12 protein-coding genes and 1 pseudogene are annotated in these 13,431 nt (G+C 67.6%); 6 read left to right on the top strand and 7 right to left on the bottom strand.

The window, feature by feature from the left end:
- The first annotated feature begins 252 nt into the window (after positions 1–252).
- The 4 genes from J2728_RS05125 (at position 253) to J2728_RS05110 (ending at position 4,413) form a co-directional block, all read left to right on the top strand.
- Positions 253–1,455: an OmpA family protein gene (locus J2728_RS05125; protein ID WP_309997172.1), complete on the top strand. Its 1,203-nt coding sequence runs from the start codon at positions 253–255 to the stop codon at positions 1,453–1,455.
- Positions 1,456–1,561: 106 nt separating this feature from the next.
- Complete coding sequence (locus J2728_RS05120) at positions 1,562–2,332, top strand: sulfite exporter TauE/SafE family protein (RefSeq protein WP_309997170.1); 771 nt, start codon at positions 1,562–1,564, stop codon at positions 2,330–2,332.
- 119 nt (positions 2,333–2,451) lie between these two features.
- Positions 2,452–3,144, top strand: a complete 693-nt coding sequence (gene trhA / locus J2728_RS05115; RefSeq protein WP_309997169.1) for a PAQR family membrane homeostasis protein TrhA — start codon at positions 2,452–2,454, stop codon at positions 3,142–3,144.
- A 15-nt stretch (positions 3,145–3,159) separates the two neighbouring features.
- Entirely contained in the window at positions 3,160–4,413 is a 1,254-nt protein-coding gene (locus J2728_RS05110; protein WP_309997167.1) for a patatin-like phospholipase family protein, read from the top strand.
- A gap of 3 nt (positions 4,414–4,416) precedes the next feature.
- Here the strand turns inward: J2728_RS05110 and spt are convergent, their stop codons facing one another.
- Positions 4,417–5,634, bottom strand: a complete 1,218-nt coding sequence (spt, locus tag J2728_RS05105) for a serine palmitoyltransferase (RefSeq protein WP_309997165.1) — start codon at positions 5,632–5,634, stop codon at positions 4,417–4,419.
- A gap of 107 nt (positions 5,635–5,741) precedes the next feature.
- Here spt and J2728_RS05100 point away from each other — a divergent pair, with 107 nt between their 5' ends.
- Positions 5,742–6,416, top strand: coding sequence for a TetR/AcrR family transcriptional regulator (locus tag J2728_RS05100; RefSeq protein WP_309997593.1), 675 nt, complete (start codon positions 5,742–5,744; stop codon positions 6,414–6,416).
- 7 nt (positions 6,417–6,423) lie between these two features.
- Here the strand turns inward: J2728_RS05100 and J2728_RS05095 are convergent, their stop codons facing one another.
- The 5 genes and pseudogenes from J2728_RS05095 to J2728_RS05075 form a co-directional block, all read right to left on the bottom strand.
- Positions 6,424–6,765, bottom strand: coding sequence for a hypothetical protein (locus J2728_RS05095; protein ID WP_309997163.1), 342 nt, complete (start codon positions 6,763–6,765; stop codon positions 6,424–6,426).
- An 82-nt stretch (positions 6,766–6,847) separates the two neighbouring features.
- The gene (locus J2728_RS05090) at positions 6,848–7,786 is read right to left on the bottom strand and encodes a lipid A-modifier LpxR family protein (RefSeq protein ID WP_309997162.1); all 939 of its coding nucleotides are present in this window, start codon (positions 7,784–7,786) and stop codon (positions 6,848–6,850) included.
- 193 nt (positions 7,787–7,979) lie between these two features.
- Positions 7,980–9,863 carry a ribonucleoside-diphosphate reductase subunit alpha gene (locus J2728_RS05085; RefSeq protein ID WP_309997159.1) on the bottom strand — a complete coding sequence of 628 codons (1,884 nt, stop codon included), beginning with the start codon at positions 9,861–9,863 and terminating at the stop codon, positions 7,980–7,982.
- Positions 9,864–10,199: 336 nt separating this feature from the next.
- Positions 10,200–10,310 (bottom strand): annotated as a pseudogene (locus J2728_RS05080) (hypothetical protein); the annotation flags it as partial.
- Between the two features lie 24 nt (positions 10,311–10,334).
- Positions 10,335–11,378 carry an aspartate-semialdehyde dehydrogenase gene (locus J2728_RS05075; protein ID WP_309997157.1) on the bottom strand — a complete coding sequence of 348 codons (1,044 nt, stop codon included), beginning with the start codon at positions 11,376–11,378 and terminating at the stop codon, positions 10,335–10,337.
- A 773-nt stretch (positions 11,379–12,151) separates the two neighbouring features.
- On the opposite strand from J2728_RS05075, the gene J2728_RS05070 reads away from it, so the two are divergent.
- Complete coding sequence (locus tag J2728_RS05070) at positions 12,152–12,565, top strand: hypothetical protein (RefSeq protein WP_309997155.1); 414 nt, start codon at positions 12,152–12,154, stop codon at positions 12,563–12,565.
- 73 nt (positions 12,566–12,638) lie between these two features.
- Here J2728_RS05070 and J2728_RS05065 read toward each other — a convergent pair whose 3' ends face one another.
- Positions 12,639–13,310 carry a glutathione S-transferase family protein gene (locus tag J2728_RS05065; RefSeq protein WP_309997153.1) on the bottom strand — a complete coding sequence of 224 codons (672 nt, stop codon included), beginning with the start codon at positions 13,308–13,310 and terminating at the stop codon, positions 12,639–12,641.
- Positions 13,311–13,431: the final 121 nt, after the last annotated feature.

Genomic DNA, 13,431 nt, shown 5'->3' with positions numbered 1-13,431 from the left:
AAGACAGAACCTTGCGCGCAATCGTTTCACGTGCGAACCCAACAAAGCTGACGCTTCCATTCCGTGGAGGTCGCCGGACACGCTCGGACGTGATTCTGAGGGGCGGTCTTGTGGAGCTTTCCCTTGAAAAACCAGGGGGGCGAAACCTGACGAGTGTGTCTTCGCCGACACTTTCCCGTGGCGTTCGCCTTGGTATAACAGCGCTAGGCTCGGGTTTCCGGCCTGGGCAGGGCAATAGAGGGCTCTTCAAAAATGAAACTCAACCTCCTGGCGGGAGCCGCTCTGGCCGCGGTGTTCGCCGCGTCGGGCGTTTCGGCCCAAGAGACCGGCTGGTACGGCGCGGTCGATCTTGGCTACCACTGGCCGCAAGGCCTCAAGAGCGAATCCGATCGCAGCGCGCCCGACGGCGCCACGTATCATTGGGCTTGGAAGTCCAAGGACGACTGGGCCGGCTTCGTTCGCCTGGGTTATCAATTTAACCCGCACTGGCGCGCCGAAGTCGAAGGCGGCTATCGTCCGGGCGACCTCGAGGGCGTCCGCGGCCCGGGCGTCCGTGTTCCGGCCGGTCTCTGCACCCCCGGCGTGATCCGCTCGGCCGCCGCGCCGGGCTGCGGTTCGCCGGACGGCTCGGTTGACGCCTGGACCCTGATGGCGAACGTCATCTATGACTTCGCTCCCAACGCTTGGCTGAACCCCTTCGTGGGCGCCGGCGTCGGCATCAATCGCCTGGACGTCAAGACGCTGGGCCAATTCAGCAACGTTGGCGCGATCACCGCTTCCAACGTCGCGATCCAGAATCTGTCGGTCGACGACGACGACATCGCGGTCGCCTGGCAGGCCATCGCGGGCGCTTCGATCAAGGCCACCGACAAGCTGAAGATCGACGTTACCTACCGCTACCTGGCGGGCGAGGAGCACACCTGGGCTTCGAACACGACGGGCGCGCTGGCGCCGGGTCAGTTCCAAGGCCAGTACAAGGACCAGTCGCTGACCGTGGGTCTGCGCTACTCGTTCGCGTCGCCGCCGCCCCCGCCGCCCCCGCCGCCCCCGCCTCCCCCGCCTCCGCCCCCGCCTCCGCCGCCTCCCCCGCCGCCGCCGCCTCCGCCGCCGCCGCAGTACGAGGCTCGCGAGTTCATCGTGTACTTCCCGTTCGACCAATCGGTCCTGACGCCGGAAGCGCAATCGGTGGTCACGGAAGCCGCGAAGTACTCGAACGACGGCAAGGCGACGAAGATCATCGTCGTCGGCCACACCGACACCTCGGGTTCGCCGAAGTACAACATCAAGCTGTCGGAGCGCCGCGCCAAGGCCGTCGCCGACGCTCTGGTCTCGCAAGGCGTCTCCAAGGACGTCCTGGGCGTCGACTGGAAGGGTGAAAGCGCTCCGGCCGTCGCCACCGGCGATGGCGTGAAGGAACCGCTGAACCGTCGCTCGACGATCTCGATCAACTTCTAAGATCGACGACGACTTGAAGACTTGGGAGGGCCCGGCGGCGACGCCGGGCCCTTTCTCTTTGGCGCGATCTCTTGGGCCGCGGGCTCCGAGGCTGTAACACCGCCCGATGCTGACCGATCCGCTATTCTACGCCGTCGCCATTCCGGGCGTGATCCTGCTGGGCCTGACCAAGGGCGGTTTCGCGGGCATCGGGGTGGTGGTCGTGCCGCTGATGTCGCTGGCGGTGTCGCCGGTCATGGCCGCCTCGATCGTGCTGCCGATCCTGCTGGTTCAGGACGTGGTCAGCGTCTGGGCGTTCCGGAAGAGTTGGGACAAGGGCCTGTTGATCCTGATGCTGCCCGCCGCCGCGGTTGGGATCTTCCTGGGCTGGGCGCTGGCGGCCCTCGTCAACGAGTCGGCGGTCGAGGCTGCGGTGGGCGCGATCGCCATCGTCTTCGCCTCGCAACGCCTGTGGGCCGAGCGAGCGCTCAAAGGCGCCGAGCGGGTGGAGGCGACACCTGGTCGTCCCTGGTTCGGCGTTCTTTGCGGCGCGACCGCGGGGTTCACCAGCCAGATCGCCCACGCGGGTGGCCCGCCGTTTCAGATCTACGTCCTGCCGCGCCACCTGCCGCGCGACACCTTCATCGGCACCAGCGCCATCTTCTTCGCCGTCGTGAACTGGATGAAGGTCCCGGCCTATGTCGCCCTGGGCCAGTTCACGCCCACCGTGCTGGCCACCGCGGGAGTGCTTCTGCCGCTGGCCATCGTCTCGACCTGGGCGGGCGTCTGGCTCGTGCGCCGCGTGCCGGCCGAGGGCTTCTACAAGGTGATCTACGTCCTGCTGGTGCTGGTCGGCGGCAAGCTGCTCCTCGACGGCGGCCGCGGCCTTTTGACCTGAACCGCTTTTTCGTGGCCATCGTGTCGCCTCGGCCCTTTCGCGGCCATAGTGATCGACGCTTATATGTCACGGAACGAACTTACCGTTTGGGCGTACTGCATCCGGACTAGAGCGGGGCCATGACCACGACCATCCAAACGACCGACCTCGTCGCGCGCGCGCCGGAGGCGACGCACTATCCGACGCCGGCGGCCAAGTGCGCGGACCTGATCGTCCATCTGGCCGGTCTGGCCTGCGCCCTGCTGGGCGGCGGCATCCTGCTGGGTCTGGCCTTTGGTCTCGGAGACCTGAAGCAGGTGGCGGCGGTCAGCGTCTACACCGTGGGCCTGATCCTGATGCTGTCGCTGTCGACGGCCTACAACTTCGCCAAGGCCCGCTGGCGACCCTTGCTGCGTCGCTTCGACCACGCGGGCATCTTCGTGATGATCGCCGCCTCGTACACGCCCTTCACCACCCAGAACCTGCACGGCTGGTGGGCCATCGGCATGACCACGGCGGTGTGGACCGTCGCCGGCGCCGGCGTGGCGGCCAAGCTGTTCCTGCCGGGCCTGGACAAGCGCTTCTGGGTTGGCCTGTACCTGGCCCTCGGCTGGCTGGTCCTGGTCGCCATCAAGCCGATGATCGACGGCCTGTCGTGGGTGGCCCTGCTGCTGCTGGCCATCGGCGGCGTGGTCTATTCCACCGGCACGATCTTCTACCTGATGCGCCGCCTGAAGTTCCGTCGCGCCATCTGGCATGGCCATGTGATCGGCGGCGCGGGTCTGCACTACGCCGCCGTTCTGGTCGGCGTCGTGCTGTCCAGCGCGCGGTAAGAGCTGGAGAAGGGCGTGGACAAGGAGCTTTCCGGCAAGGCCAGCCTCCAGGGCTTCTTCCGGACCGATCCGCTGCGTGGCAAGCGCCTGCCCGCCCCGCCCAATGACCGCCATGTCGAGGCCGCCGGCTTCCCGGGCGTGCGCCTCAGCGTCGACCAGGCCGACGACGCCCTGCGTCAGGCCGCCGACCGCTTGGCGCCCCTGAGGTCCCTGCTGGGTCGCGACGAGTTCAACATCCTGGCTCTGTCCGGCGGCGCCGCCGGCGGTGCCTATGGCGCGGGCGTGCTGACCGGCCTTTCCAAGGCTGGCCGCCGCCCCGACTTCGCGATCGTCACCGGCGTCAGCACGGGCGCCCTGATCGCGCCGCTGGCCTTCCTGGGCTCGGCCTGGGACGAGCGTCTGACCGACGCCTATGTCGGCGGCCACGCGGCCGAGCTGCTCAGCCTGCGCCGTCTGAACTCGGCCCTGGGTCCCAGCATCTTCAAGGGCGAGTCGCTGGACCGTCTGGTCGAGACGTTCGTCGACACGGCCATGGTCGAGGCCGTCGCCGCCGAGCACCTGAAGGGCCGGCGTCTACTGATCGCCACCACCAATCTCGACAGCCAGCGGGCCGTGGTCTGGGACCTGGGCGAGATCGCCACGCGAGGCGGGGACGACGCGCTGAAGCTGTTCCGCACCCTGCTGGTCGCCTCGTCCTCGGTTCCGGGGATCTTCCCGCCCAAGCTGATCGACGTCGAGGTCGACGGCCGGCCACACCAGGAGATGCACGTCGATGGCGGCGTGGCCGCGCCGCTGTTCCTGATGCCCGACGCCCTGCTGCACTGGCGCAACCTGGGCCCCCGCTTCCGGCGCGGCCGCGTGCACGTGATCGTCAACACGGTGCTGGACCCCGCGCCGCAGTCGACGCCGCCGGGCGTGGCCTCGATCATGAGCCGCAGCTTCGACACCATGCTGCGCTTCTCGTACCGCCAGGCGCTGAGCCTGGCCGCCGGCTTCTGCACGCGCCACAACCTGCCGCTGTCGGTGGCCTCGATCCCCGGCAGTTTCGAGGGCTTCAACCTTCTGAAGTTCGAGACGGGACTGATGAAGCGCATCTACGACGCGGGCGTCGACCAAGCGATGGCCGGAACCGCCTGGACCAGCGCGGTCGAGGAACAGAGCCTGTGGCGCGGTCTGTTCAAGAAGCCGCTGGCGGCCTCGCCGGCGGCGGGCACAGGCGTGATGATCCGCGAGGAGCCGATCAGCGCGGGAGCGCCGCTGGAGCCTTAGGGCTCAACGGGCGGCCGAGCAGCGGACCTCTGGCAGCACTCCGAAAGCGTGGCCCAGGCGGATCAGCGTCTTGGCCAGACCCTCGATCTGATCCCCCGAATGGGCGGCCGAAATCGCGCAGCGCAGTAGGCTCTCGCCCGAGGGGGTGGCGGGCGGCAGGCCGATATTGACGTAGTAGCCTTCGTCCAACAGCGCCCGCCACATGGCCATGGTCGTTTCGTCCGAGGGCAGGCAGACCGCCACGATCGGGCTGGGCGTTGGGCCCAGCTGGAAGCCCGCGCCGCCCAGGGCGTCGTACAGTTGGCGGACATTGCGCCACAGCCTGGCGCGCAGCTCGGGACGTTCGCGCACGGCCTTCAGAGCCGCGCGCACCGAGGCCACGGTCGCCGGCGGCAGCGAGGCGGTGAACATGTAGGGCCGGCAAGCGATGCGGAGGATGTCGAACCGCTCGTGGTTCGAGACGCAGTAGCCGCCGATCGCGCCGAGGCTTTTGGAGAAGGTGCCGACGATGAAGTCCACGTCGTCCAGCAGACCCTCCTGCTCGGCCAGACCGCAGCCGCGTTGGCCCAGAACCCCCATCGAATGGGCTTCATCGACCAGGACGAGCGCGCCGTATCGCTTGGCGACGGCGACGACGGCCTTGAGCGGGGCGATGTCGCCCAGCATCGAATAGATACCCTCGACCACCACCAGCTTGACGCCGGGCTCGTCGGCCAGACGGCGCAGGCGCGCCTCCAGGCTGGCGACGTCATTGTGCTTGAAGCGGACGGCGCTGGCCTGGGTCTGCTTGCAGGCGTCGTAGATGGAGGCGTGGCTGTCGGCGTCCAGCAGCAGAAAGTCGCCCGCCCCGACCAAGGTCGAGATGATCCCGAGATTGGCCTGGTAGCCGGTCGAGAACACCATGGCGTGGCGCATGCCGTGGAACGCCGCCAGCTCATGTTCCAGGGCCACGTGGTCCGAGAACGAGCCATTGGCGATCCGCGAGCCGCAGGTGCCGGTTCCCTCGCCCCGCACGGCGGCGACGGCGGCCTCGATGCACGTCTCGTCGAAGGCCAGGCCCAGATAGTTGTGGGTGCCGACCGTGACTGTCCGCTTGCCGTTGATGATCGCTTCGCTGGCCGACAGCAGCCGGTCCATCACCACGCCGGTTGGCATGGGGCCCGCGGCGCGGGCGGCGTTGTAACGGGCGATCAGGGCGGAATGGGAGTCAAAGAGGCCCAAGGCGGTGCTTTCCACAGGCGGCGCTCGGCGCGCGGTCGGGTTGTTAAAAATTGGAATAATGTCTAAAAATGCTTATGGCAATGGAATTGGAACCTAATCCAAACTTGATGCTCGCCTTGCGGGCGCGGGGGAAGGCGCGCCGTTGCGCGGAGATCATCGCCGCGGCCTCCGCGTTGTGGCGCGAGCGCGGTATCGAGAATGTCTCGCTGAGCCAGATCGCCGCCGGCGCCGAGGTGGCGCCTCAGACCATCTACAATCTGATCGGGGGTCTGGACGCGATCGCCTTGGCCGTGGTGAACGTGGCGGTCGATCGTATCGAGGCGGCCCTCTCCCGCAGTCTCGCCAACGGAATCGATCTGGCGCTAGAGGCCTCGAGCATCTCGGCGGAAATGTACGTCGCCGACGCGGCCCTTTATCGCCAGGTGCTGGTTAGGATTCCGCGCGTGCTTTTCAACGGCACGCGCCTGGGCCGCGAGCCCGCCGATGTCGTCGTCCATGCGATGGCTCAGGCCCGCTCGGCCGGCGTGCTCCTGGCTTCGGTGGATCCGACGCGTCTGGGCCGGACGATCTATTCCAACTATCTGGGCGCGATCTATGACTGGGCCTGCGGCGACGCCAGCGACGAGGCGTTCCTGTCGACGGCCAGGGTCGCTGTCCTGGCGCCGGTCGTCGCCTGCGCGACGGAGACCGCCCGACCCGGCTTGACCGCGCGCCTGATGGCGGAGCTGGGAGCGCGGGCGGATCCGGTCAAGGGCGAGGCCCAGGCCAGCGCTGCTCGCTAGGCGCTTATCACGCCTTCTTCAGATACCGCGCGCGCAGCTTCGCCACGTTCGGCGGGTCGGCGCGGAAGTCCGACGCCAGGCCCAGGCGGGCGTTGCACGACGGGCAGCGGACATGCTCCTCGTCGGCCAGTTCGGTCGGCGGGTCGAAGCGCGTGCCGCAGGGCTTGCACTTCCAGTCGCCCACCGGCGCGGGCGGGGGGGGCGGAGGCGGCGGCGCGGCCGACGGCGTGAACACGGTGGTGCGAGCCGATGGCTTGACCATGCGCTCCAGAGGCGGCGGTCCGCCGGGGGCGGCGACCGGGCTCTTGAGGCTCAGGGTCTTGCGGCGCGGGGGCTCGCTCTCGCTCATGGTCTCGCTGGGGCAGTGAACAGGTGGGGCGCTTGCTGCATGAAAGCGGCCGGAAACACAAGCCCAATAGGCGTTTTGGTCTCTACCAGTTGGGTTTCAGGCTGAACGACAGGGCGACGACGTCGTCCTTTTGTGTCGCCAGGCCCATGATGCCTTCCTTGGCCTTGATCTCGCGGTGGATGTATCCGAGCGAGGCCTGCATCGGCCCCTTGCGCCAGGCGACACCCGCCTGGCTGTCGCCGATCAGGCGGCTGGTCGCGTCCTGGGTGAGGCCCGCGCGGCTCCAGTCGCCGTTCTGGCCGCGCAGCATGTTGAAGCCGACGGCCCGGCCGCTGGCGGCGGCGTAGATGTACCAGCGCCCCCGGTCGCCGAACGCCGCGTCGCCTTCGCGCACGCCCAGCGCGTCGGTGACCCGATCGCCCATGTTCCTCTTCTTGCCGAGGCGCACCGTGGCGCCGGCCTCGGCCGAGCCGCCGGCCCCGCCGAAGCCCAGGCCCGCGTGCGGGGTGACGTCCAGGGCGTATTTGCGGCCTGTCAGCATCACCGCCGAGGGCCAGCCGCGGGTGACGGTCACGTCCACCTCGCGCAGCTCATAGGCGTCCGGACGCGAGAGGCTCAGCGGCGCATAGGCGGCCGTCGGCGCGGCGCCGGCCATCGAGACGCGCACGGAGTCGATCGGTCCGCCGGGCTGAGCCTGATGGCTGAAGGCGCTAGAGCGCCAGCTGACCGGCCCAACGCCCTGGTAGAAGCGATCGGTGTCGAGCAGGCGGACGCCGCCGCCGGCGGCGGACGGAAGCGAGAAGCCGCCCTCAAGCGCCGGCTCGATCGCGCCGGCGTCGCGGGCGTTGAAGCCGGCGGCAGGATTCAGCGGTCGCAGGCTCTCGGGCTTCACCTGGAAATTGGGCTTGGCGGCCGGAGCCGGGCCAGCCTTCTGAGCCGCGCGGGCGGCCCCGGCGTGGCCGGTCACCACGGCCAGAACGGCCGCAAGACACAGGACGGTTCGCTCCCCAGCGGTCCGCATCCCGGATTCCCCAATCCTAACGGAAGTCCAGCCTACGCGCTTCCGGCGGTCTGTCCACCGTGACGAAAGCGCACGTGGTGAACAGCCTGGACGCGGGCGGGTTCCGTTGGCCCCAACGAAAAGCGGCGGCGCGATCCCCATCGCGCCGCCGCTCTTTTATCGAGTCTTTGTGACAGGCCTTACTGGCGCGCCCCTATTGGCAAGCGAGGCACTCGTCGTAGTCGGTCTTTTCCGGAACGTCGAAGCCGCTGTTCGCGACCTCGGCCTTGTCCTCGGCGCCGGCGTAGGCCGCGCGCTGCACCGACTTGGAGCGCAGGTAGTACAGCGACTTCACGCCGCGCTCCCAAGCGGTCCAGTGCAGCATGTGCAGGTCCCACTTGTCGACGTCGCCCGGCAGGAAGACGTTGACCGACTGGCTCTGGCAGATTTCCGGCGTCCGGTCGGCGGCCAGTTCGATCACCCAGCGCTGGTCCAGTTCGAAGGCGGTCTTGTAGACGTCCTTCTCGTCCTGGCTCAGGAAGTCCAGGTGCTGGACCGAGCCCTCGTGTTCCAGGATCGAGCCCCACACCGCGTCGGTGTTCTGGCCCTTCTCGGCGAGCAGGTTCTCCAGATAGGGGTTCTTCACCGCGAACGAGCCCGACAGGGTCTTGTGGGTGTAGATGTTGGCCGGGATCGGCTCGATGCCCGCCGAGGTGCCGCCACAGATGATCGAGATCGAGGCGGTCGGGGCGATGGCCAGCTTGTGCGAGAAGCGCTCGACCGAGCCGCGATCGGCGGCGTCGGGGCAGGGGCCCTTCTCTTCGCCCAGCTTGATCGAGGCCTTGTCGGCCTCGCGGCGCAGGTGCTTGAACATCCGCATGTTCCAGCTCTTGGCCAGGGCGCTTTCGAACGGAACGTTCTGGCTCTGCAGGAACGAGTGGAAGCCCATCAGGCCCAGGCCCACCGAGCGCTCGCGCATGGCGGCGTAGGCGGCCGAGGCCGCGGCGTCCGGCGCGCGATCGATGAAGTCCTGCAGGACATTGTCGAGGAAGCGCATGACGTCCTCGATGAACGTCGGGTGGTCGCGCCACTCCAGGAAGGTCTCGGCGTTGACCGACGACAGGCAGCAGACGGCGGTGCGCTCATTGCCCAGGTGGTCGGTGCCGGTGTGCAGCATGATCTCGCTGCACAGGTTCGACTGGCGCACCTTCAGGCCCAGCTCGCGCTGGAACGAGGGCATGGCGTTGTTCACGCTGTCGGAGAAGATCAGATAGGGCTCGCCGGTCTGCAGGCGCAGCTCCAGCACCTTCTGCCACAGGGCGCGGGCGTCGACTTCACGCAGGACTTCGTTCGTCTTGGGCGAGCGCAGGCCGAACTTATGGCCGTCGCGCACCGCGTGCATGAACTCGTCGGTGATGTTGATGCCGTGGTGCAGGTTCAGGGACTTGCGGTTGAAGTCGCCCGACGGCTTGCGGATCTCGAGGAACTCCTCGATTTCCGGGTGGTGGATGTCGAGATAGACGGCGGCCGAGCCGCGACGCAGCGAGCCTTGCGAAATGGCCAGGGTCAGCGAGTCCATCACGCGGATGAAGGGGATGATGCCCGAGGTCTGGCCTTGGCCCTTCACCTTCTCGCCGATCGAGCGGACGCCGCCCCAGTAGGTGCCGATGCCGCCGCCGTTGGCCGCCAGCCAGACGTTCTCGTTCCAGACGCCCAGAATGCCGTCGAGGCTGTCGTTCACGGCGTTCAGGAAGCAGCTGATCGGCAGGCCGCGATCGGCGCCGCCGTTCGACAGCACCGGCGTGGCCGGCATGAACCACAGGCGGCTCATATAGTCATAGACGCGCTGGGCGTGGTCGGCGTCGTCGGCGAAGGCCGTCGCGACGCGCGCGAACATGTCTTGGTAGCTCTCGCCCGGCAGCAGGTAGCGGTCTTCCAGTGTGGTCTTGCCGAAGTCGGTCAGCAGGGCGTCGCGCGAGCGGTCGACCTGGACCTTGCGGACCAGGGCCAGTTGCGGGCGCTTGGCGGGCTTGATCGCCGCCAGTTGCGCCTCTCTACGGAGGGTCGTCTTCGCCGCTTCACTGCCGTTCATGACCAAATTCCATTGCTCAATCAGCGTGTTCCGGAGAAGGGTCTCACCCCGCCCAGCCGCTATATCTTGTGGCTGAGGAGCCCCCTCAGCCCAGATATGGGGCCACAGTGGTGAATGACTCGTCAACGGTGTTGGAAGGAGTTTTTCGTTAACAAGCTGTGAACGGCTGGAACTTGTGAGGCAGGATCAAGGGGTTGCAAGGACCAACTTTTTTCACCCGCGACGGAGCGTCGCAAGGCGCCCTTGGACATCCGCCCCCGGACGACCAGCGTTCGTTCACAAGGGGGGCACAAGATGTTGGGGCGGAGGGGCGGAGACGCGACGAAGAGCGGTAACGCTAACCCGTGTCATCCCGGCCGAACCCCGGCCTTGAGCCGGGGGAAGAGCCGGGACCCAGGGGCCATGCGCACCGCCCCTGGGTCCCGGATAGCCTCTTCGAGGCTTCCGGGATGACGAGTTTTTTTGGCTTGGCGATTCTCAGCCCAGCATGACCTCGGCGATCTGCACCGCGTTCAGGGCCGCGCCCTTGCGCAGGTTGTCGCCGACGACGAACAGGGCCAGGCCATGCTCGACCGTCGGGTCGGGGCGGACGCGACCGACGAAGACCGGGTCCTGGCCGGTGGCCGCCAGGGGATTCGGCACGGCGTCGACGACCACGCCCGGCGCCTGGCCCAGCAGGGCGATGGCCTCGGCCACGGAGACCGGGCGTTCGAACTCGGCGTTGATCGACAGCGAGTGGCCGGTGAACACCGGCACGCGCACGCAGGTGCCCGAGACCGGCAGGCCGGGCAGCTCGAGAATCTTGCGGCTCTCGTCGCGCAGCTTCAGCTCCTCCTCGGTGTAGCCGTCCTCGCCCAGCACGTAGTTCAGCGGCACGACGTTGTAGGCGAGCGGCGCGGCCCACTTGCGCGGCTCGGGCAGGGGCGCGGCGTCGGACGAACGGGCCAGGCCGTCCAGGTCCCCAGCCGCGCCGGCGCGCAGCTGCTCGGACAGGACCTCGATGCCCTCCATGCCGCCGCCCGAGGCCGCTTGGTAGGTGCTGACGGTCAGGCGCTTCAGCCCCGCCTTGTCATGCAGGGGCTTCAGCACCGGCATGGCGGCCATGGTGGTGCAGTTGGGGTTGGCGACGACGCCCTTGGGGATGCTCGAGAGCGCGTGCGGATTGACCTCGGCCACCACCAGCGGGACGTCCGGGTCCGAGCGCCAGGCCGAACTGTTGTCGATCACCACGGCGCCGGCCGCGGCGGCCTTGGGGGCCAGCGCGCGCGAGGTCGAGCCGCCGGCCGAGAAGAACACGATGTCGAGGCCGGAGAAGTCGGCGGTCGCGGCGTCCTCGACCACGATCTGCTGGCCCTTGAAGTCGACCTTGGTCCCGGCCGACCGCGCCGAGGCGAACAGGCGCAGGGAGGCCAGCGGGAAATCCCGCTCGGCCAGCAGCTCGCGCATCATGCCGCCGACGAGGCCCGTGGCGCCGACGACGCCGACGTGGGGCGGATGGGAACGGGAAAACTTGAAGCTCACGGTCTTGCGTCTCCTAAAAGGTGCGGAGCGCGGGGAGCTAGAGGTCTCTGGTGATGAGAACCGCCCCGCGCATCGGCGGGGCTGGTTGCGGGATGCTCGCTAGTACGCGCGCACGCCCGACCACGCCCCGCCGAGGCGGGTCGTTTTTGGGGTGGTAATTTTGGTCGCGCGGACTTGCATCGGCGGGGTGAATAGCGAGGAAGCTGGGCCGCGTAAAGAGCGGTTTTGGGGAATGGGGTTGCGGCGGGGGAGGCGCGCGGCGCGCGGAGGGGCATGAACGTGCGCTGGGGGCGCTTCTGGTCTGCACTTCCGTGTCATCCTGGCCGCAGCGCGTAGCGCGGAGAGCCGGGACCCAGGGGCGGCCCCCACGGCGTTCCTTCACCCCTGGGTCCCGGATAGCCTCTTTGAGGCTTCCGGGATGACACGGGTTTGTGTGCGCTTGAGCCCCCCTTCTCCCCCGGAGAAGGAGCCCTCCCTAAATCTCACGGCGAGACGATCGCGGGGCTGGGCAGGTCACTCAAGGACCACCCTCCGGGCGGCCGCCGCGCGGCGACGCGGAGCGTCGTCCTTGACTGACCTGCCCAGCCCCGCACGCTCCAGCCTCCAAGAGATTTAAGGATCGCACCGACCGGTGGTCGGCAGTTCGACTGCTGTGGAGCCCCGCGCCGGTTACGGTGCTGAGTAAATGTGGAGCCGGCTTTTGGCTGAAAGCCGCAATGGGCTCACCTAGAATTATAAAATATTCCCGTCGGTTCTGCCTTAAGCTGACGAATATGTTCCTCTTGAAGCTCCGCCGTGGCTCGCATTTGCGCGAGGATGCTTTGGCGCAATGGCTCCTCCTCCGGCTTAACGTCGGTACGGTCTTCGAGGTCTGCCATTGCTATACGGACAGAGGCTCCCACGCGCGTTGCGGCCATTATGCCGGCATCAACGAGGGGAGCTCCGGTTCGAGCTTGGGGGGAGTAGGTAGCGATCAGTCTGTCGAAGTTCTCTATGGCCTCTTGAACCCGATTGGTAGTCGCAGGCGTGTCATCGATATTGTTTGTGCGTGTGCGCAGTTCACCAGATTCCAGCATGTCACGCTGCTGAAGAAGCGACCGCCGCGCAGCGCGCCATACTTCGACAAGATGTTCCAAGCCGGTGCGGTCATCCCGCAGTTTGCGCCGGAAGCGCGCTTGGCGCTCTGAGTTCGAAAGGGTCATGTCTGTTACGTAACGCGAAGTGGCTGGGATGTCAATCTGCGTTACGTAACAAGCGTTGTCACCCCTGCTGCCCCAACCGCTCCCAGCCCTCAAAGAACGGAAACCGCCGCTCCCAGAACCCCGCCAGCCTAGGGTCCGCGTCCACCCGCTTCACCACTTCGCTCATCCGCGGCGCGGCCTCGTAGAACCGCACGCGGCGCGGCCCCCAGCGGCTGACCACCGTGACGTAGAGGTCGAGTACGCTGAGCTCGTCGCCCAGCAGATAGCGCCCCGGCGCGACCTGGCTCTCCATCATCCGCCAGCAGTCCAGGATCCGCTCGGCCGTCGCGGCCTTGATCCGCGCCTGGACCTCCGGATCGGGACCGCCCAGGCGCGAGGGATCGTCGCGCACCCAGAACAGCGAATAGATCGAGGCGGGGATGAAGGTCATCCAGCGCAGGAACTGGGCTCGGGCCGGATCTTCGATCGCGGGGCCCAGGCGCGCGGCCGGATAGCGGTCGGCCAGCCAGATCAGGATGGCGGCGCTTTCGGTGATCGTTTCGCCGTCGGGGGTGACCAGCGCCGGAATCTGCTTAAGGGGATTGATCGCGGCGACCTTGGCCGTTTGCGCCTCGCCTTCCCAGGTCGGGGCCTCGATCACCTCAAAAGGCAATCCGATCAAGGTCATGGCCGCCTCGACGGGCACGCCGCCCGAGCCGAGGGCGCTGAAAATCGTGAAGGGCTTGTCCACAGATCCTCCCCTATGTTGTGCCGGCGACCCATTGTCACACTAAATGTAGTGGGGCACTCTGAGCGTGCGTCGGGCTCCGGCCTGCCGTACCTTACCTAACCCGTCCGCTCGATTCTCGCTC

Source organism: Caulobacter segnis (genome assembly GCF_031454995.1).
GTDB classification, from domain to species: Bacteria; Pseudomonadota; Alphaproteobacteria; order Caulobacterales; family Caulobacteraceae; genus Caulobacter; species Caulobacter segnis_E.
This window is presented reverse-complemented; position numbering and strand designations above follow the sequence as displayed.

Excerpts from the sequence above, each read along its gene's own strand:
- J2728_RS05125 (WP_309997172.1), top strand. The coding sequence starts at position 253 with ATGAAACTCAACCTCCTGGCGGGAGCCGCTCTGGCCGCGGTGTTCGCC.
- J2728_RS05120 (WP_309997170.1), top strand. The coding sequence starts at position 1,562 with ATGCTGACCGATCCGCTATTCTACGCCGTCGCCATTCCGGGCGTGATC.
- trhA (WP_309997169.1), top strand. The coding sequence starts at position 2,452 with ATGACCACGACCATCCAAACGACCGACCTCGTCGCGCGCGCGCCGGAG.
- J2728_RS05100 (WP_309997593.1), top strand. The coding sequence starts at position 5,742 with ATGCTCGCCTTGCGGGCGCGGGGGAAGGCGCGCCGTTGCGCGGAGATC.
- J2728_RS05095 (WP_309997163.1), bottom strand. The coding sequence starts at position 6,765 with ATGAGCGAGAGCGAGCCCCCGCGCCGCAAGACCCTGAGCCTCAAGAGC.
- J2728_RS05090 (WP_309997162.1), bottom strand. The coding sequence starts at position 7,786 with ATGCGGACCGCTGGGGAGCGAACCGTCCTGTGTCTTGCGGCCGTTCTG.
- J2728_RS05070 (WP_309997155.1), top strand. The coding sequence starts at position 12,152 with ATGTTCCTCTTGAAGCTCCGCCGTGGCTCGCATTTGCGCGAGGATGCT.